This is a genomic window from Thioalkalivibrio sp. ALJ3, assembly GCF_000377205.1.
Taxonomy (GTDB): Bacteria; Pseudomonadota; Gammaproteobacteria; order Ectothiorhodospirales; family Ectothiorhodospiraceae; genus Thioalkalivibrio.
In genome coordinates, this window is record NZ_KB897909.1 from 76388 (window position 1) to 94876 (window position 18489).

Annotated in this window: 16 protein-coding genes, 1 tRNA gene and 1 other RNA gene; 11 read left to right on the forward strand and 7 right to left on the reverse strand. The window is 65.6% G+C overall.

The window, feature by feature from the left end; genetic code table 11:
• Positions 1–43: 43 nt before the first annotated feature.
• The 4 genes from carA to C935_RS0110420 form a co-directional block, all read right to left on the reverse strand.
• Positions 44–1177 carry a glutamine-hydrolyzing carbamoyl-phosphate synthase small subunit gene (gene carA, locus C935_RS0110410; RefSeq protein ID WP_018862436.1) on the reverse strand — a complete coding sequence of 378 codons (1134 nt, stop codon included), beginning with the start codon at positions 1175–1177 and terminating at the stop codon, positions 44–46.
• A 325-nt stretch (positions 1178–1502) separates the two neighbouring features.
• A non-coding RNA gene (locus C935_RS13135) (RtT sRNA) lies at positions 1503–1646 on the reverse strand.
• 226 nt (positions 1647–1872) lie between these two features.
• Positions 1873–1963: transfer RNA gene (locus C935_RS0110415), tRNA-Ser, on the reverse strand.
• A 93-nt stretch (positions 1964–2056) separates the two neighbouring features.
• Positions 2057–2398, reverse strand: a complete 342-nt coding sequence (locus C935_RS0110420) for a DUF1820 family protein (RefSeq protein ID WP_018862437.1) — start codon at positions 2396–2398, stop codon at positions 2057–2059.
• 119 nt (positions 2399–2517) lie between these two features.
• On the opposite strand from C935_RS0110420, the gene C935_RS0110425 reads away from it, so the two are divergent.
• From C935_RS0110425 to C935_RS0110435, 3 genes are all read left to right on the forward strand, one after another.
• Positions 2518–3378: a diiron oxygenase gene (locus C935_RS0110425; protein WP_018862438.1), complete on the forward strand. Its 861-nt coding sequence runs from the start codon at positions 2518–2520 to the stop codon at positions 3376–3378.
• A 312-nt stretch (positions 3379–3690) separates the two neighbouring features.
• Complete coding sequence (gene mltF, locus C935_RS0110430; RefSeq protein WP_018862439.1) at positions 3691–5268, forward strand: membrane-bound lytic murein transglycosylase MltF; 1578 nt, start codon at positions 3691–3693, stop codon at positions 5266–5268.
• A 101-nt stretch (positions 5269–5369) separates the two neighbouring features.
• Positions 5370–6671: an NRAMP family divalent metal transporter gene (locus C935_RS0110435; protein ID WP_018862440.1), complete on the forward strand. Its 1302-nt coding sequence runs from the start codon at positions 5370–5372 to the stop codon at positions 6669–6671.
• Between the two features lie 9 nt (positions 6672–6680).
• Here the strand turns inward: C935_RS0110435 and C935_RS0110440 are convergent, their stop codons facing one another.
• Positions 6681–7598 (reverse strand): NAD(P)-dependent oxidoreductase, encoded by a 918-nt coding sequence (locus tag C935_RS0110440; protein ID WP_018862441.1) that lies wholly within the window; start codon positions 7596–7598, stop codon positions 6681–6683.
• A gap of 111 nt (positions 7599–7709) precedes the next feature.
• On the opposite strand from C935_RS0110440, the gene C935_RS0110445 reads away from it, so the two are divergent.
• The 6 genes from C935_RS0110445 to rlmKL all read left to right on the forward strand — a co-directional run bounded on the left by C935_RS0110445 (position 7710) and on the right by rlmKL (position 14080).
• The gene (locus tag C935_RS0110445; protein ID WP_018862442.1) at positions 7710–8570 is read left to right on the forward strand and encodes a DMT family transporter; all 861 of its coding nucleotides are present in this window, start codon (positions 7710–7712) and stop codon (positions 8568–8570) included.
• Positions 8571–8804: 234 nt separating this feature from the next.
• Positions 8805–9254, forward strand: a complete 450-nt coding sequence (locus tag C935_RS0110450) for a DsrE family protein (RefSeq protein WP_018862443.1) — start codon at positions 8805–8807, stop codon at positions 9252–9254.
• A 304-nt stretch (positions 9255–9558) separates the two neighbouring features.
• A complete protein-coding gene (locus C935_RS0110455) occupies positions 9559–10002 on the forward strand; it encodes a DsrE family protein (protein WP_026278764.1) in 444 nt (147 codons plus the stop codon).
• Positions 10003–10131: 129 nt separating this feature from the next.
• Positions 10132–11037 (forward strand): ABC transporter ATP-binding protein, encoded by a 906-nt coding sequence (locus tag C935_RS0110460; RefSeq protein ID WP_026278765.1) that lies wholly within the window; start codon positions 10132–10134, stop codon positions 11035–11037.
• Positions 11037–11825 carry an ABC transporter permease gene (locus C935_RS0110465; protein WP_018862446.1) on the forward strand — a complete coding sequence of 263 codons (789 nt, stop codon included), beginning with the start codon at positions 11037–11039 and terminating at the stop codon, positions 11823–11825. The genes C935_RS0110460 and C935_RS0110465 overlap by 1 nt, the downstream gene beginning before the upstream one ends.
• Before the next feature lie 50 nt (positions 11826–11875).
• On the forward strand, positions 11876–14080 hold the full coding sequence (gene rlmKL, locus C935_RS0110470; RefSeq protein ID WP_018862447.1) for a bifunctional 23S rRNA (guanine(2069)-N(7))-methyltransferase RlmK/23S rRNA (guanine(2445)-N(2))-methyltransferase RlmL: 2205 nt from the start codon (positions 11876–11878) through the stop codon (positions 14078–14080).
• A gap of 159 nt (positions 14081–14239) precedes the next feature.
• Here rlmKL and C935_RS0110475 read toward each other — a convergent pair whose 3' ends face one another.
• Positions 14240–14563 (reverse strand): c-type cytochrome, encoded by a 324-nt coding sequence (locus C935_RS0110475; protein WP_018862448.1) that lies wholly within the window; start codon positions 14561–14563, stop codon positions 14240–14242.
• Between the two features lie 62 nt (positions 14564–14625).
• Positions 14626–15987, reverse strand: coding sequence for a sulfite oxidase (locus tag C935_RS0110480; protein WP_018862449.1), 1362 nt, complete (start codon positions 15985–15987; stop codon positions 14626–14628).
• A gap of 192 nt (positions 15988–16179) precedes the next feature.
• Between C935_RS0110480 and C935_RS0110485 the strand changes: the two genes are divergently transcribed.
• Both C935_RS0110485 and C935_RS0110490 read left to right on the forward strand, forming a co-directional pair.
• A complete protein-coding gene (locus tag C935_RS0110485; RefSeq protein WP_018862450.1) occupies positions 16180–16935 on the forward strand; it encodes an FKBP-type peptidyl-prolyl cis-trans isomerase in 756 nt (251 codons plus the stop codon).
• Positions 16929–18470 (forward strand): S10 family peptidase, encoded by a 1542-nt coding sequence (locus C935_RS0110490; RefSeq protein ID WP_018862451.1) that lies wholly within the window; start codon positions 16929–16931, stop codon positions 18468–18470. Before C935_RS0110485 ends, C935_RS0110490 begins: the two co-directional genes overlap by 7 nt.
• Positions 18471–18489: the final 19 nt, after the last annotated feature.

Below are 18489 nucleotides of genomic sequence, written 5' to 3' on the forward strand. Positions count from 1 at the left end.
GGCTCTCGCAGGCTGTCGAAATCGGAAATTCGGAGGGGGAGCTTTAGCGACGCGCGGCGCGCATCATCTCGACGAAGTCGTCGAACGCCGGGGACACATCGTGCGGGCCCGGGCTGGCCTCGGGATGTCCCTGCAGGCTGAAGGCCGGGCAGTCGGTGCGGGCGATCCCCTGCAGCGTGCCGTCGAACAGCGACCGGTAGGTCGGCGTCAGCGTATCGGGCAGGTTGTCCTCGTCGATCGCAAAGCCGTGATTCTGCGACGAGATCATCACCCGCCCGCTTTCCTCGTGGCGGATCGGGTGGTTCGCCCCGTGATGGCCGAACTTCATCTTCACGCTCTTGCCGCCGCTGGCAATGCCCAGCAGTTGGTGCCCGAGGCAGATGCCGAACAGCGGCAGCTTGCGCTCGCAGAACCCGCGGATCGCCTCGATGGCATAGGTGCAGGGCTCGGGGTCGCCCGGGCCGTTGGACAGGAATACCCCATCGGGCTTCAGCTCCATGACCTCGTCCACCGGCGTCTCGGCCGGCACCACGGTCACGCGGCATCCGCGCTCCGCCAGTTTGCGCAGGATGTTCCGCTTCATGCCGAAGTCGTAGGCCACCACATGGTATTCGGCCTTATCCGGATTGACCCGCGCCGGCGCCTCTCCCAGCTTCCAGGTCCCTTCGAGCCATTCGTAGCGAGTCCGCGTGGTGACCTCGCGCGCCAAGTCCATCCCCTTGATGCCGGGGAACTCGCGCGCGGCTGCCAGGGCCGCGGTCTCGTCGACATCCCCGGCCTGGATGCAGCCGTTGAGTGCACCCTTCTCGCGCAGGATGCGCGTCAGCTTGCGGGTGTCGATCCCGCTGATTGCCACAATCCCATGGCGCAGCAGGTAGTCCGGCAGCGACTCGCGCGAACGAAAGTTCGATACCAGCGGCGGCAGGTCGCGGATGATCAGCCCCGCAGCATGGGCGCGCGCGGACTCGTCGTCTTCCGGGTTGGTGCCGGTATTGCCGATATGCGGATAGGTCAGCGTGACCAGCTGCCGGTGATAGGAAGGATCCGTCAGGATCTCCTGATAGCCGGTCATCGCGGTGTTGAACACCACCTCGCCGACTGTCTGGCCCTGGGCGCCAATCGCCTGACCATGAAAAACAGTGCCATCTTCCAGGACAAGCAGAGCAGGCGCGGACACGTGGACCTCCGGATGGTCTGGGTCGAGGCCGCCAGGCCATTTGCCGGCGGCGGTACTGCGATTCGTTCGGGATCTTCGACCCGGCCTTGCCCGCACCGTTTCGCTGGGGCTGGACCCCGCGTTCGGACAACGGTTCGGCGGCTAAAGGACGGGTGCGGTTTCGGCTGCAAGTGTACGCGAGCGCCGCGCGCGACGTCCAACGAGAATGGCCACTGGACCCTCGTGAAACGCCTTCGCCCAGGCCTCGTCGCGAGGACATCGAGCCCCGGTATTGCGGGGGCCGGACATACAAATAAGGGGCCAGTTGGGCCCCTTTGCTTGAATCTGACGGAGAGGGAGGGATTACTCGGCGCTACGCGCCTCGCCCTCCGGGTCGTCGCCTGCGGCGACGTTCGGGTGCCGCTACGCGTCACCCGTCGAACCCGTCTTTCTCATGTATCGAGGGTTCGAATCCCGATATGTCAGGGGCCAGACATGCGAAAGGGGCCACTTGGACCCCTTTGCTTGAATCTGGCGGAGAGGGAGGGATTACTCGGCACTGCGTGCCTCGCCCTCCGGGTCGTCCCCTGCGGCGACGTTCGGGTGCCGCTGCGCGTCACCCGTCGAACCATCATTTTCTATTTCTCGGGTTCGAATCCCCGTACCTCCGGGGCTATACATGCGAAAGGGGCCACTCGGACCCCTTTGCTCGAATCTGGCGGAGAGGGAGGGATTCGAACCCTCGATACGGGGTTACCGTATACACACTTTCCAGGCGTGCGCCTTCGACCGCTCGGCCACCTCTCCGTTTTGTTCCGCGAAGGCGCTGGCCCACGCGAAGCGCGAAAGGGTAAACCAGCGGCGGGCGGTTAGCAATGCAGACACCCGCCACGGACAGTATCAGCCGCCTGTGGGCTTGCCCGGGCCGCGGCTCGGCAACGACGGGAAGGCGTGGACATTGCCGCTGTCCTGGCTGGCATCACGGATACGCGGGATGCCCACATCGGCCACTTCATCAATCCGGATCAGGGCATGCATCGGCACATGGAAGCGCTCGACCCCCTCGAATTCGGTGCGAAGACGTTCCTCTGACGGGTCGACAACCACCTGCGAGCGCTCGCCAAACAGCAACCCCTCGACGGTGACAAAGCCGTACAGCTCGTCCTGATAGACCTCGCGGGCAAAGATCTCGTAGACCTTGCCCTGGTTGAGGAAGCTGACGCGATAACGGGTGGCGGACATATTCATTTGACTCATATTGGGGTAGCAACCGCAGATTGCAACGGGTTGGCGTTGGTCCGGACCGACAATGCCGGTATGATTCGAGCGTTTAACCGCCCAGCGCCTTCGGTACGCCTTCGATGAATTCCTCGCAGGAGCTGCTCGATCTATTGAGCCGCAACAGCCAGCCGTACGAGGACCCGCTCACACACGTGCGCTGGGACGCACTGTCGCTGGACGATTTCTGGATCCCGGAAGAGGCCGTCTCGCTCTTCGGCACCCCGGAGTACTCGGCGCTGGACGATGCCCGCAAACGGCGCCTGTCGCAATACGAGTTTCTGTATTTCATCAGCGGGGCGCTGTGGCTGGAAGGGCTGTTCATGGAGCGCATCTCGCGGATCTCCATGCACTCGACCGGCCGCCTGGACCGGCTGAATTATCGCCTGCACGAGCTGCGCGAGGAAGCCGGCCACAGCCTGATGTTCATCGAGTTCATGCGCCGCAGCGGGCTGCCCCTGCCGGAACGTCGTTTCCCGAAACCAAAGCTGGCCACCCTGGTCGGTCGTTTCTCGCCGTTCGAGTCTTCGATCTTCTGGATCGCGGTGATGATCGGCGAGGAAGTCCCGGACCGCATGAACCGGCTGATCCGCCAGCACAAGGACGCGATCAGCCCGACGGTGGACGACATCGTAACCCGGCACATGATCGACGAGGCGCGCCACATGGCGCATGCCCGCGACACGCTGGAGTCCTATCTGGATACGCTCCCGTCCTGGCAGAAATGGGCCTACCGCCCGCTGATGCGGCGCGTGTTCCGCCAGTTCGTACACGCGTTCTACTACCCAACCCGTGATATCTACGAACTGGCTGGCCTGCCCGAGGGCCCGGACTATCGCCGCATCGCCCGCGAGAACCCGCGCCGCGCCTCCTTCATCGACACCTGCGTCGACCCCGCGCTCAAGATCCTGCGCGACCAGGGTCTGGTGCTCGACTGGCGCTAGGGAAACACGGATGAATGTACACGCTCGCGCTCGAGTCGCTTTTGCGTACGAACAAGGCGCGGTGACTGCCGTGCAGTCATTCTGCACAAAGGAGGCGCAACGCCGTTCCCGCGCAAAAGCGGCCGAACCCCTTGGGGTTGGCACCCCAGGTTCCCCGAGTCCGCGTTGCGGCCCTTGCCGGTAGAACCACTTCCGGCTGCGCACCGCGCCTTGTCTCGGAAAACCTGGGGTGCCAACGCGAGTGTGTACATTCATCCGTGTTTCCCAACCGTCCCCGGTGGCCACCGGGGCAATTGGGTATGATCCAGTGCCATGGGCACGCATCTGAAACTCCGCCCCCCAAGCAGCACCTGGCGCCAGATCGAACTGGGGCTCTTCATCGTGCTGCTAACCGCCATCGTACTGCGGGTGTACTACAACCCGCCGGCGGCGCTGGAGCAGCTCACCTTCCGAGACGAGCTGCGGGTAGCGCTGGTCGAACGTCCGCTGGGGCGCTCCGAACTCGCCTCCACCGCGGGGCGCGACCAGCTCGATCTGGAACTGCTGCACGGCTTCGCCGAGGAACTGGGCACCCGTCTGCGCGTGACCCGCGTGGACGACGCCGCCACCGCCCACCGCTTGCTGCGACAGCGCCGCGTCGACATAGCCGCCGGATTGCTGGTCCCGCCACACGACCCCCTGATCAAACCGGGTCCCGAAATCCTGAACGTGCAGCATATCGTGGCCTACTGGGCCGGAAGCGAGTTGGCCACCCCCCTGCTGTCGCTCGCCGACATGCCCGCCGGGGCGCGCATCGGCATTACTGCCCAGGCACCTGTCCCCGAAAGCCTGAGCCAACCCCTGCTGGCCGAGGTCAGGCTGGACCCCGAAACCCTGGAGCCACCGGCAGATCCTGCCGATGACGAGGCATCACTGGAGGAGTACACGCCCGAATACGCGGATGAGACACCCGACCGCGAACGGCCAGCCAATGATGCGAATGGCGAACTCGTCCCCTACGCCAATGCCGAAGCGCTGCGGGAGGCCCTGGAACACGGCGAGATCGACTATGCAGTGATGAACTCCCTGGAATACCGACGCCTTCGGCGTCTGCATCCGGACCTGCGCCTGGCGCACGAACTGGAGCGCAGTACCGAGGTGCGCTGGTTGTTTCCGTCGGGTCTTGATCGCAGCCTGATCGAGGCGGCCGAGCAGTACGTCGCCGAGTTGCGCGACAGCCGCGAACTGGAATTGTTGCTCGACCGTTATCTCGGCCACCTGGAAACGCATGACCTCGTGGACGCGCTGACCTTCGCGCGTCGAGTCGAACACCGTCTGGAGCAATTCCGCCCGCTGTTCGAGGAGGCCGGGGAGGCCCACGGTCTCGACTGGCGCTTCATCGCGGCAGTGGCTTACCAGGAGTCCCACTGGAACCCCGACGCGGTGTCCCCTACCGGCGTGCGCGGGCTGATGATGCTGACCCAGGTGACCGCCGAGGGACTGGGTGTCGAGGACCGTACCGACCCGGCCGCCAGCGTGGACGGAGGCACACGCTATCTGATCAATCTGCGCGAACGCCTGCCGGAATCGATCCCCGAGCCCGATCGTACCTGGATGACGCTGGCTGCCTACAACGTAGGACTGGGGCATCTACACGACGCCCGGCGTCTGGCCGCTGCCAATGGTGACGACCCGGATCGCTGGCTGGATGTCATGCAATGGCTGCCGCGTCTGGCGCAGTCGGAGTGGTATGAACAAACGCGCTACGGCTACGCCCGCGGCTGGGAGCCGGTGCATTACGTGCAGAACATCCGCAGCTACTACGACAAGCTGGTGCAACGCTTCCCGGAGTCCGACGAACTCAAGCCCCCCGCCCCCGAACTCTACCGCCGCACACCGCTGGCGCTGTAGCCACGTAACAGCAGGATCACGGCCCTCCGCGCCGCCGGCTGGCGGTAGCGGGCTATTCCCCTATAATCGCGGGCCGTATTTTCTGATCACTAGGAGCCTGGATGAGCCCGTCGACTCGCGCCTCTCTGCGGGCCGCCATCGGCCCGGGCCTGCTGATGGCCGGTGCGGCCGTCGGGGTGTCGCACCTGGTCCAGGCCACGCGGGGCGGGGCGGAGTACGGCCTGCTGCTGATCCCGATCGTGCTGCTGGCCTGCCTGTTCAAATATCCATTCCTGGAGTTCGGCCCGCGCTATGCCGCCGCTACCGGCCACCACCTGCTGACGGGCTACCATCGTCTGGGCAACTGGGCGCTAGGGCTGTACATCGCGGTAACCCTGGGCACCCTGTTCACCATCCAGGCAGTGGTCACACTGACCACCGCAGGGCTGGTCACGCTGGTGTTCGGTCTCGAGCTCTCGGTCACGCTGGTATCGGCACTGGTCCTCGCCGCCTGCATTGCATTCCTGATGATCGGGGCCTACCGCGGCCTGGACCTGGGCATGAAGATCATCATGGCCGCTCTGAGCGTATCGACCGTGGCCGCGGTGGCACTGGCCTTCCGCGAGGCCCCGGACCTGGCCACCCTGTCCGGTGCCCAGGAGTGGTCGAACCTCTGGACCCTGGCCGGCTTCGCCTTCATTCTCGCGCTGCTGGGCTGGATGCCCATCCCGCTGGATGTCGCCGCCTGGCACTCGATCTGGACTCAGGAGCGCGCCCGCCAGACGGGGCACGCCCCGACCGTGCGCGAGGCGATCTTCGACTTCCGCCTGGGCTATCTGGGCGCAGTAGTGATCGCCGTGGCGTTCATGCTGCTGGGCGCGGTGCTGATGTACGGCAGCGGCATCGGCTTTGCCGCCGGGGCGGCCGCATTCTCGGCTCAACTGGTGGACCTGTATGCCCAGAGCCTGGGCGAATGGAGCCGCACCCTGATCGCCGTCGCGGCCCTGACCACGATGTTCTCGACCACCCTGGCGGTCACCGATGCCTATCCCCGCGTGATCGTGGCCATCATCCGCACCCTGCGCGAGGATGGCCACGCACCGCAGACCATGGACCCGTCCCGCAAGGGCGAGCGTGGGCTCCACTGGTGGGGCTATCGCATTGCGCTGCTGGCCGTCGCCAGCGGCGCCCTGCTGCTGATCTCGCAGGCCGGGGAGCATTTCACACGGCTGGTGGATATCGCCACGCTGCTGTCCTTCCTCTCCGCTCCGGTACTCGCGTGGATCACCTTCAAGGTGGTCATGTCGCCGGACATGCCGGAGGCGGCCCGCCCGGGGCGCGGTCTGCGCGCTCTGGCCTGGGCCGGTATCACGTTCAGCCTGATCTTCTCGCTGCTGTATATCCTCTGGCGACTGCTCGGCTGAGCTCCCGCTTCAATCCCTCGTGCCCTCGCCACGGGCATGCAGGCAGAAACGCGCCAGGATCGCGACATCGTGATCGGCCTGACCGGCCTCCAGCGCCTTGTCCACCGCGCGGCGCACCGGCTCCAGCCCGTCCAGGCTGAGCCCCACCTGCTCGCCCAGGCCAGCCACAATGCCCAGATCCTTGTGGTAGAGCCCGGCCTGAAAACCGGGCTCGAAGTCGCCGTCCAGCAGGCGCTGACCGTGCACCTCGAGGATACGCGAAGCGGCAAAGCCACCCATCAGCGCCTCGCGCAGCCGCGCCGGATCGACTCCGGTCTGTTCCGCCAGCGCGAAGGCCTCCCCGATGGCGACCAGCGTCTCGCCCACCACCAGCTGGTTGCAGGCCTTGGTGATCTGTCCGGCTCCGCTGGCCCCGACATGGGTCAGCGTCGAGCCAACGACATCGAAGATCGGCCGCAGACGGTTGACCGCATCCTCCGGGCCGCCGACCATCAGGCTCAGCGTGCCATTGCGCGCGCCCGGCTCGCCGCCCGAGACCGGCGCATCCACGAACGTAACCTCCTGCTCCGCCGCCGCCTGCGCAATCGCGCGGGTGCGGATCGGGTCGATCGTACTGTGATCGATCACCAGCAGCCCCGGACGGGCATGTTCGAGCACGCCGTCCGGGCCCAGCATCAGCTGCTCCACGTCCGGAGTGTCGGAAACATTCAGCACCAACACGCGTACGCTGGAGGCCAGTTCCGCCAGGCTAGAGGCCGCCCCGGCTCCCTCCGCCACCAGGGCCTCGGCCGCCTCCGGACGGCGTGCCCAGACCCGGATATCCGCTCCGCTGCGGAGCAGGTTCCGGGTCATGGGACCACCCATGATGCCCAGTCCCACACAACCGATCGGCTGCAGGGCTTCGGGGAGGCTGGATACTGTGTTCATGGCGAAGGCTCCTGACGGGGACGGCCGTCGAACTAGCCGTCCGGTTGAGTGAAGGGCCCACACTCTAGGGAAACACGCATCGATATACACCCTGGGAGACTGGAAACCACGATGGATCGCATGCCCCCCCGCCTCGTTGGCTCGCTCCTGGCATTTGCCGGCGTCATGGCACTTAGCTTCGACGGCCTGGTCCGCCTTGCCGACACCTCCGGCATGAACATCGTGTTCTGGCGCGGGCTGTTCATGGGTGTCGCCCTGATCCTGGTGCTGCGTGTCCTCGACGGCGAATGGATCGGCCGGCACCTTCGCCGTGGCGGACGGGATGCCGGCTGGGTGAGCCTGGGATTCGCCGCCACCACACTTCTGTTCGTGTTCGCAATCCTGAACACGACCGTCGCCAATGTCGTCGTGATCCTCGCGGCCTCCCCTCTGTTCGCAGCGCTCTTCTCGGGCCTGTTGCTGCGCGAGTGGGTACCACTGCGGACCTGGGTGGCAATCCTGATCTGCCTCGGCGGCATCCTCGGCGTCTTCGCGGGGTCCCTTGAGGCCGGCGGCTGGATTGGCGACACCATGGCCCTGGCCGCCGCACTGGTAATTGGCCTCAACCTGACCATCCTTCGGCGCGCACCTCAAGTGGACCGCCTCGCCGTGATCGCGGCCGGCGGGCTGCTCGCAGCCCTGATCGCGTGGCCGCTGGCCACGCCGCTCGACGTCGGGCCGGAGTCGTTAGCGGTCCTGGCCCTGATGGGGCTGATCCAGATGCCCCTGGCACTGAGTCTGATCGCGCTGGCCACCCGCCATCTCCCCGCGGGCGAGGTCGCCCTGTTCCTGGTCCTCGAGGCGGTGTTCGGTACGCTCTGGGTCTGGCTGTTTCTCGCCGAGGCCCCCGGCATGATCACGCTCGCCGCTGGTGGCCTGGTCCTCCTGACGCTGGCGATCCACGGGACCGTCGGAATCCTGAAACGGCCTTAGAAGACGTCTCCTCCACCAGCCCCGCGCCTCTTAAATCAGTATTGAATAATTTTCGGTATTTCGTAATGCACTTATCTATTATTTGATCGGAATAATTACGATGGGTTCCCGTCCTACCCCCAACAGGATTCGAAAAGCCACGGAGGCAAAACAGTCCGGTGGGCTTCCTGAAAGCCAGACATACGCCTTAACGCATATCCCTAAAGTAACGGGAAACCCGCGAGGAGTTCTGACATGAACAAAACCTTTATCCTCCCGATTGCCCTGGCCGCCGCCGCTTTTGTCCTTCCGGGGACGGCCGCCGCGTCCGATTTCGACTACGGCGAGCACAAGGTGGTGTACCACGTAAACTATGACGACACCGCCCGCTACATGGCCGCGATGGGCAACATCCAGAACCACATCAATGCCGTGGGCGCCGAGAACATGGAGATCAAGGTCGTTATGCACGGCGATGGCCTGGGGCTCCTCAGCACCGCCAAGGATCATGACGACCTGCGGGCCCGGGTGGACAACCTGAAGATGCAAGACGTTGATTTCCAGGTCTGTGCGAACACACTCGCGGGGCGTGACATCGATCTGCACGAAGACCTCTACGATGCCTCCGAGGATGACGTGATTCCGAGCGGCGTCGCGCACATCTCCTATCTGCAGAACAACGGGTTCAGCTACAGCAAGCCGTAAACACCAGGCAGTAAAGCCTTTGGATCGCCGCGTTCTCCCGGCGATCTTTCAGGGTCCGGATTTTCCGGACCCTTTTTCTTTTCTCGGCCATGGTCACGGAACCATATTCCAACGATCCTTTGTCGTTTTCTTTGTCACATAAAAATATCTTCCGAATCGGGAATAACCAAAATTTCCGCCCGTCTTATTAAGTAGCTGGTCGATCCGCCTGCGTAGTGATTCGACCAGTGCGCTTTCGCTGGCGCGACACACCGAACGGCACACAGCCGCACGGAATTTTACGGAACGAAGAGGAACTCGAAACATGAAAGCAATGAAGCTTGTCGCCCTGAGTCTGATTGCGCTCGCCCTGAGCGTACCGGGCATGGCATCTGCTTTTGACTACGGCACCCACAAGGTCGTCTACCACGTGAACTATGACGACGAGCGCCGCTACATGGCCGCCACGGGCAACATCCAGAACCACATCAATGCCGTGGGCGCCGAGAACATGGAGATCAAGGTCGTGATGCACGGCGATGGCCTGGGTCTGTTGCAGCGCGCGAAGGACAATGAAGACCTGCGGGCCCGCATCGACAACCTGAAGATGCAGAACGTCGAATTCATGGTCTGCGCGAATACGCTGGCCGGGCGGAACATCGACCTGCACAACGACCTCTATGACGCCTCCGAGGATGACGTGATCCCCAGCGGCGTCGCGCACATCTCCTACCTGCAGCACAAAGGCTTCACCTACAGCAAGCCGTAAGCCACACCCCGGCATCACACGGGCATGCCCGGGCCAGCAGGCCCGGGCTTTTTTGTGACCAGGATTCGGCCATTGGGGAAGGCCCGGGGAAAGGGTATGGTAGGCATCTCGCAAACCCCGGGACCGCCATTGTCCGCCATCCGCATTCAGCAACTGTGCAAAACCTACGACGGGGTAGCGGTGGTCGACGGCGTGGACCTCGAGATTGCCTCCGGCGAGTTCTTCGGGCTGCTCGGGCCCAACGGTGCTGGCAAGACGACGACCTTGCGCATGCTGCTGGGAATGACCCCGATCGACGGCGGTCATGTCGAAGTACTGGGTCTGCCAATGCCCGAAGGCGAACGCGAGGTGCGCAAGCGCCTGGGCATCGTCCCGCAGTTCGACACGCTGGACCCGGACTTCACCGTGATCGAGAACATGCGCACCTATGCCGCGTACTTCGGTCTTGCCGGCGCAACGGTTCAGGCTCGCATCGATCACCTGCTCGGACAGGTCAACCTGAACGACAAGCGCGGTGCGCGCATCAATGCCCTGTCCGGCGGCATGAAACGCCGGCTGACCCTCGCACGCGCCCTGATCAACGAACCCGAGGTCGTCGTCCTCGACGAACCCACAACCGGGCTGGACCCGCAGGCGCGCCACCACCTCTGGCGCCAGCTCCGACAACTACGCGCGTCCGGCGTCACGCTGGTACTGACCACGCACTACATGGAGGAGGCCCAGGAGCTGTGCGATCGCATCGCGATCATCGACCATGGCCGCATCATCGCCTGTGACCGACCCGGCCGCCTGATCGCCGAGCACATCGAACCCTGGGTACTCACGGTCGGCGGCCCCGAGGCCGGCACCGCGATCGAGCAGGAGATCGGCCACCGCGATCGCGCCCACCAGGTAGCGGATACCTGGCTCGTGTATACGGCCGAACCGGACCGGCTGCGCGAACGCCTGCGCGCACGCGGCCTCGAGCCGACCCTGCGCGAGGCGGACCTGGAAGACGTGTTCCTGAAACTCACCGGCCACGAGCTGCGCGACTGATGTCCGACCCGACCTCGACCTGGCTCCCCCGCCCCAGCCTGCGCTTCGTCGCGGTCTGGCGGCGCAACCTGCTGGTCTGGCGCAAGCTGCTGGTGCCGTCCATGCTCGGCAACTTCGGCGAGCCGATCCTCTACCTGCTGGCCTTCGGCTACGGCTTCGGCCGTCTGGTGGGCGATCTCGACGGCATGAGCTACATGGTGTTCATCGCCTCCGGGATCATCTGCTCCTCGGCGATGTTCACTGCCAGCTTCGAGGGCATGTATTCCGCCTACACGCGCATGGCGGAGCAGAACACCTGGCTCGGAATGCTGGCCACACCACTGACACTGGACGACATCGTGTTCGCCGAGGCGATCTGGGCCGCGAGCAAGGGCCTGATCAGCGCCATCACCATCCTGGTCGTCGCCTCCGTCCTGGGGCTGGTGAGCGACGCCCGCGCCCTGCTCGCGCTGCCGGTGATCTTCCTCGCCGCGTTCACCTTCGGCGCGCTGGCCCTGGTCATCACCGCGCTGGCGCGCAGCTACGACTTCTTCCTGTACTACTTCACCCTGGCGGTGACCCCCATGCTCCTGCTCTCCGGGGTGTTCTTCCCGCTGCAGGAGCTGCCCGACTGGGTGCAGACCCTGGCGCTGGCCCTGCCGCTGGCGCACGTGGTCGAGATCGTGCGTCCGCTGATGACCGGCAGCTGGCCGACCAGCATCTGGCCGCACCTGGTGGTGATCGTGGGCTACGGCGCGGCGGCCATCATCCTGGCGACCGCGCTGATTCGACGCCGCCTGCTGCGCTGACCACAACGGCGGCTGTGGCAAGATAGCCCCCCGTCCCAGGAAGACACCGCATGGCCACACCCGAGAACGACCCCAGCACCCCGCAGGAATACCGCGCCACCGTCGCCCGCGGGCTCGGCCCCCTGCTGGCCGAGGAACTGGGCACCCTCGGTGCCACCGACGTGCGCGAGGAAGGCGGCGCGGTGCACTTCTCGGCCGATCTCGAGACGCTGTACCGGGTACTGCTGGGCAGCCGCATTGCCAGCCGTATCCTGCTGCCACTGGCACGCTTCGAGCAGCCGGACGGCGACGGCTGCTACAGCGCCGCCCGCGCGATCGACTGGCCCGCGCTGCTGGAGCCCGGCGCGACCTTCGCGGTCGAGGTCAGCGGCAAGAGCCGCCACATCCGCCATACCCACTTCGCCGGGGTACGCATCAAGGACGCGGTGGCCGACGCCTTCCGCGAGGCGACCGGCGCGCGCCCGGACGTGGACCCGAAACACCCCGACGTGCGCATCCTGCTGCAGCTGCAGGGCGATCACGCCCGGCTGTCCGTGGATATCGGCAACGGCGGCCTGCACCGGCGCGGCTATCGCGGCGCCGGCGGGGCCGCCCCGCTGCGCGAGAACCTCGCCGCGGCCCTGCTCGCCCGCGCCGGCTGGCCCGCACGCGTCGAGGACCACCCGGAACAGGCGCAGCTGCTGGACCCGTTCTGCGGCAGCGGCACCCTGGTGATTGAAGCCGCCCTGATCGCCACGCGGACCGCGCCCGGACTGCTGCGCCACGACTTCCGGCCGCAGGGTTGGGCCGGGCACGACACCGCCCTGTGGCAGCGCTGTGTGGACACGGCCCGGGCGGCGGTCCGCCCCTGGCAGGGCCCGGCGCTGCTGGGGTCGGATCGCGACCCGCGCGCGGTGCAGGCCGCACGCCAGGCGGCCCGGACGGCTGGGGTCGCCGCCTGCACCCGATTCGAGGTCGCCGACGTGCTGACCCTGGCGCCCCCCGCACCGAGCGGGCTGCTGATCAGCAACCCGCCCTACGGCGAACGCATCGGTGACCAGCCCGAGCTGATCAAGCTCTACAGCCTGCTGGGCGAGCATCTGAAACAGGCCTTTGGCGGCTGGCAGGTGGCCCTGCTGGTCGCGGACACCACCGACTCCCGCCGCCTCGGGCTGCGCGCCACGCGCAAGTACCGCGTACACAACGGCCCGATCGACTGCCAGCTGCTGGAGTTCGACATCCATGCCCGCGAGGGACAGGCCGAGGCGGCGCCCCCGGCACCCGAGTTCGCCAACCGCCTGCGCAAGAACCTGAAACACCTGGATCGCTGGGCGCGGCGCCAGGGGGTCACCTGCTACCGCATTTACAGCGCGGACCTGGACGAGTATCCGCTGCTGATCGACCGTTACCAGGCCACCGACGGCTCCGTGCACCTGCACCTGCAGGAGTTCGCCGCCCCGGCGTCGGTCGAACCCGCGCGCGCCGAGGCGCGCCTGCGCGGGGCGCTGGCCGCGACCCTGGAAGTCACCGGCGTCTTGCCCGCCCACCTGCACTACAAGCAGCGGCGTGCCCAGAAAGGCCGCTCGCAGTACCAGCGCGCCGAGACCGCCCAACCCGCCCCCTTCTGGGTCAAGGAACATGGCTGCCGACTCAAGGTGGAGCTGGATGCCTACCTGGACAGCGGCCTGTTCCTGGACCACCGCCCAATGCGGCGCCGCCTGCAGGAAGAATGCCGCGGACTGCGGTTGCTGAACCTGTTCTGCTACACCGCCGCGGTCAGTGCCCATGCCGCCGTCGGGGGTGCCCGCCAGACCGTCTCGGTGGACCTGTCCAATACCTACCTCGACTGGGCCGCCGACAACCTCGCAGCCAATGGTTTCGAGGCCACCGTGCGTGACGGGCGCAGTCGGCGCCGACCGGATACCCACGCCCTGCTACGTGCCGACTGCATCACCTGGGTGCGGGAGGCCGCCGACGACCCGGCCCTGCGCTTCGAGCGGATCTTCCTCGATCCCCCGACCTTCTCGAACTCGAAACGCACCGAGGCGGACTTCGAGGTGCAACGCGACCATGTCGAACTGATCCTGGATGCCGCGCGCCTGCTGACCGAGGACGGCATCCTGTACTTCTCGACCAACCGCCGCCGTTTCGAGCTGGATACCGAGTCACTTGCGGGGCTCGAGGTCCGCCACATCACGCGTGAGACACTGGATGAAGACTTCCGCCGACCACCGCCACCCCATCGCTGCTGGGCCATCTCGCACTCAACGGACTGACACGCCACAAGACCCGGTATCGCCACCGGCCATTCACGGGCGGCGGACAGGCTCGCGGAGCGGAAACCCGGTGCCGCGCTTCACAGAGGCCACCACAAAAAAGGCGCCCCTTGGGGCGCCTGAAGATACTGCCTCTGACTGCGGAGTATCCGGTACGGACTAGTCGCCGTAACCGTAGTTCTCCACCAGGAAGTCCACGATGTCATCACGCTGCTCGTCGGTGAGCCAGGTCATGCCGTAGTCTTCCATGTCGTCCATGACCCAGTTCCAGTCAGCACGATTCAGGTTCTGATTGGTGGCCTGACGGATGCCGTGGCAGGCGGAACAGGTCTGCTCAAACAGTTCCTTTGTCGCCGAGACCTCTTCGGCCTTCTCTTCCTGGGCTTGTTGTTCTTCCTCTGATATCGCCTCGTCGGCAACAACGGGCAAAGCCAGGGCCGCGAACGCAAACCCCAGCAGCGAAAGCATTACAAAACGCTTCATGCGTACTCCGTTCTGATCAAAAAGAAACCCGGGGCAAATGATGCCCCGGGTATAGAGGTTTGTCACGCAGCGACTGTGACCGGGATCTTGTGGACGATGTTGCCGTCGTAGCCACGCGGGTTCCACGGCTGGACAATGGGCTGAGTATTGCCCTTGTCGTCCACCGCACGCGCCCAGATCTCGTAGTAGCCGCGATTCTCGAAGGACAGTTCCTTCTCGAAGTGCACCCAGGCGTACTTGTTGACCGGGTCGCCCTTGAGATCGGCCTTTTCCCAGTTGAGGCCAAAGTCGGTGGAGATCCAGACTTCCGCGACCTCGTCCTCGCCTGCCCAGGCATGACCGGTGACCTTGACGGTCTCGCCACGCTCCAGACCGGTGTCCTTCTTCGGACCGGTGATCACGGACTTGATCAGCCACGGGCCGCCAACCTTCATGTCCTCTTCCGGCGGGCGCTCGCCCGGGGCCACCGGGTACTTGGGCATGCGGTAGGAGTAGCCAGTCATGCCGCGGCCGTCGTGTTCTTGATCGCGCAGCGTGATCTTGTTCAGCCACTTGTGCGAGCAGGAGCCATACCAGCCCGGCACCACCAGACGCACGGGGAAACCGTGGGTCGCAGGTATGTCCTCTCCGTTCATCGCATAGGCCACGATGGTGTGCTCTTCCATCGCCTTGTCGATCGGCACGCCACGGGAGAACGGACCTCGGTCACCGAGGATCGGCTCGTAGCCCTCGTGCGCGGTGTAGACGGCGCTGTCCTTCACGCCGGCCCGCTCGAGGATGTCCTTCAGCGGCACGCCGGTCCACTTGGCGTTACCCACTGCACCGCGGTCCCAGGGGTTGCCTCGCGGCTGCGGATCGAAGTTGGCGCGGCCGTTGCCGCCACACTCGATGTGCAGGACCAGGTCCTTGCTGTCCATGCTCTTCAGGTCGTCGAGACCGATCTCGAGCTCGTCGTGCACCTCGCCGTCGATCTTCAGCGACCAGCCGTTCGGGTCACGATCCAGTGCTTGCTGCGGGATCAGGTCGTTGTTGCGAATAAAATGCCGGCTGGCCGGGGTGACCTCGTCCTCCAGCAGGTGCGGCGGGGTCTCGACGTTCAGCGGGCGATCGTTGTGCACGATCAGGCCGTCTTCCTTGCCGGCGTCGGACATCGCGGCCTTCGCCTGCTCGTCCTCGAGGCCATTCGCCTCGTCCGCCCAGGCAGCCGGGATCAGACCGCGCCCGAACAGGCCGCGCATCGCGGCGTCGGTACCGGCACCAAAGCCGAACAGCGTCAGGGCGGCGCCCCCCACGCCCATGCGGCCCATGAAACGACGCCGCGAGACGGCTTCGTCAAAGATCTCGAGGGTCTGGGGGTCCGCCCCGGCGTCTTCCGTTACGCCTCGCAGTCGGTCCCAGAACTGGTTTTCTTGTTTCTTGGTCATTGGCTCCTCCGTCGCGTGGATCCTTGCGGTTAGAATCCCCAACAACACCTTTTCGGCTTGGGGATCCTTGAGTCATTTAGACCAGGTTCAAATATATTTCAAAGGTTTTTTCGGGGAATTTTGGGAGCAATTTTGTGGTCCTTTATAAGCCTCCTCAAAAAACAAAAACTTGCACTTTATAAGGATAAAATGATGAAAGCGTGGTTTCTGTTCGCCCTATTCCTGACCCCGGCCTTTGCGCTGGCCGACAGCATCGAGATTCGCGACATCGAGGAGGGCGAGGGCGCCGAACTCGTGCGGCACGACAGCGCCCTGGTCCACTATGTCGGCAAGCTTGAGGAGGACGGTTCCGAGTTCGACTCCAGCCGGGGTGGCCAACCCCTGTCCGTGACCATCGGCTCCGGCCAGACCATCCCCGGCTTCGAGCAGGCGGTAAAGGGCATGCGCCTGGGCGGCAAGCGCGAGGCCATCATCCCGCCAGAGCTGGCCTACGGCGAACGGGGTGCCGGCAACATCATTCCGCCGAACGCCACCCTGCGGTTCGAGATCGAGGTCGTCGAAGTGGATCGGGCCCCGTTCACCGGCCTGGACAACAAAGGCCTGGCCGAGAAGCTGGACGAAGGGGTAACCATCGTCGACATCCGTCGCCCGGATGAATGGGCCGAAACCGGCGTCGTGGAAGGCAGCCACCGCATCACCGCGTTCGAGGAAGACGGCAGCCTCAATCCCGACTTCGGCAGCCAGTTCACCGCGCTGGTCGACTCCGACGACGAGGTGATCCTGATCTGCCGCGTGGGCAACCGCACCAGCGCACTCGCCCAGGCCCTTTCGGAGGGGCTCGGCTACGACAAGATCTACAACGTGACCGACGGGATCATGGAATGGCTGGACGACGATCGTGTCGTACGCCATGACTGCCCCGATCACGAGGAGACCGCTCAATGCTGATAACGGCGCCGGAACGACGCCCGCTCAAACTCACATCTGCACCACGCACCGTCGCCGGCCCGCTCTACGGGCTGGCGCTCGGCCTGCTGATCGGTCCCGGGATGTCCGCCCCCCTGCTGGCGGACGAGACCGAACCGACGCCCCCCCTGCCCGATCCCGTGACCACCGAGCACTCGCTGGAGTTGCTTGACGGCAGCGCGCTCGAGTACCAGGCCACGGTCGGCTATGTCCCGCTGGGCGAGTCGCTGGACGAACCCGATGCCCGGGTCTTCACCGTCAGCTACACGGTGGACAGCGACCACGACCGCCCGGTCACCTTCATGGTCAACGGCGGCCCCGGCGCGGCCTCGGCCTACCTGAACGTGGGCGGCCTGGGCCCGCGGGTGCTGGAGACCGACGACAAGGGCCTGGCTTCCTCCACCCCGCCCCGGCTGGTCGACAATCCCAAGACCTGGCTGGCCTTCACCGATCTGGTCTTCATCGACCCGGTCGGGACCGGCTTCTCGCGCGTGATGGGAGGCGAAGCGGATCAGTACTACTCCCGTGATGGCGACCTGGCCGCGATGGAAGAGACGCTGGAGCGCTGGCTCGATGAACACGGCCGGCGCGGCGACGCGGTGTACCTGGCGGGCGAGAGCTACGGGGGCTACCGTGCCGCGGCGCTGCCGGCACGCATCGCCAAGGGCTCCGGCATCAGCCTGAGCGGCACGGTGCTGATCTCGCCCGCGCTGGATTACGGCATGCTGGAACACGGCACCGCCCGCCCGATCGGCTGGGCCCTGAGCCTGCCGGCGATCACCGCCGCCGCGAAGGCGCAGGGTCGGCTGGGCGACGACCCGCCCAGCCTGGAAGAGGCCGAGGCCTTTGCCCTGGGCGATTACCTGCAGGGCCTGATCCACCCCGGGCAGATCGACGACGACTGGATTGACGAGGTCGCCCGCTTCACCGGCCTATCACGCGACCGTCTGAAGGCCACACGGGGACGCATCACGCTGGATATGACCCAGCGCGGCCTGCTGATGGATGAAGGCCGGCTGGTCAGCCTGTACGACGGCGGCATCGACAACCTCGACCCGGTGCCCACGCACCTGCAACCGCAGGCGGACGCCATCCTGGACGGCCTGACCGCACCGCTGTCCACCGCGATGCTGGACCACCTGCGCAACACCCTGGACTGGGAGCACGGGCACCAGTACCGCCTGCTCAGCCGCGACGTGTTCCGCGCCTGGGACTGGGAGGCCAGTGGCCGCGAGGGACACTTCACCGCGATGGACGAGCTGGCCACCGCCCTGTCACTCAACCGCGACTTCCGTATCTTCAGCGTGCACGGCGAGGCGGACCTGATCACGCCCTACTTCACGACCGAGTGGCTGCTGGGCCAGATCGCGTTCGCCGCCGGCGACGAGGCCGACTCGCGCATCATCCCCCGCGCCTACCCCGGCGGGCACATGCTGTACATGCGGGCGGACACCAACGAGGCCCTGTTCAACGACGCCGAGGCGTTCTATCAGGGCGAACTGCGCGCCAACGACTGAATCCATCCTCGGGAGGACC

Excerpts from the sequence above, each read along its gene's own strand:
- C935_RS0110420 (WP_018862437.1), bottom strand. The coding sequence starts at position 2,398 with ATGTCCGCCACCCGTTATCGCGTCAGCTTCCTCAACCAGGGCAAGGTC.
- C935_RS0110425 (WP_018862438.1), top strand. The coding sequence starts at position 2,518 with ATGAATTCCTCGCAGGAGCTGCTCGATCTATTGAGCCGCAACAGCCAG.
- mltF (WP_018862439.1), top strand. The coding sequence starts at position 3,691 with ATGGGCACGCATCTGAAACTCCGCCCCCCAAGCAGCACCTGGCGCCAG.
- C935_RS0110435 (WP_018862440.1), top strand. The coding sequence starts at position 5,370 with ATGAGCCCGTCGACTCGCGCCTCTCTGCGGGCCGCCATCGGCCCGGGC.
- C935_RS0110440 (WP_018862441.1), bottom strand. The coding sequence starts at position 7,598 with ATGAACACAGTATCCAGCCTCCCCGAAGCCCTGCAGCCGATCGGTTGT.
- C935_RS0110445 (WP_018862442.1), top strand. The coding sequence starts at position 7,710 with ATGGATCGCATGCCCCCCCGCCTCGTTGGCTCGCTCCTGGCATTTGCC.
- C935_RS0110450 (WP_018862443.1), top strand. The coding sequence starts at position 8,805 with ATGAACAAAACCTTTATCCTCCCGATTGCCCTGGCCGCCGCCGCTTTT.
- C935_RS0110455 (WP_026278764.1), top strand. The coding sequence starts at position 9,559 with ATGAAAGCAATGAAGCTTGTCGCCCTGAGTCTGATTGCGCTCGCCCTG.
- C935_RS0110465 (WP_018862446.1), top strand. The coding sequence starts at position 11,037 with ATGTCCGACCCGACCTCGACCTGGCTCCCCCGCCCCAGCCTGCGCTTC.
- rlmKL (WP_018862447.1), top strand. The coding sequence starts at position 11,876 with ATGGCCACACCCGAGAACGACCCCAGCACCCCGCAGGAATACCGCGCC.
- C935_RS0110475 (WP_018862448.1), bottom strand. The coding sequence starts at position 14,563 with ATGAAGCGTTTTGTAATGCTTTCGCTGCTGGGGTTTGCGTTCGCGGCC.
- C935_RS0110480 (WP_018862449.1), bottom strand. The coding sequence starts at position 15,987 with ATGACCAAGAAACAAGAAAACCAGTTCTGGGACCGACTGCGAGGCGTA.
- C935_RS0110485 (WP_018862450.1), top strand. The coding sequence starts at position 16,180 with ATGAAAGCGTGGTTTCTGTTCGCCCTATTCCTGACCCCGGCCTTTGCG.
- C935_RS0110490 (WP_018862451.1), top strand. The coding sequence starts at position 16,929 with ATGCTGATAACGGCGCCGGAACGACGCCCGCTCAAACTCACATCTGCA.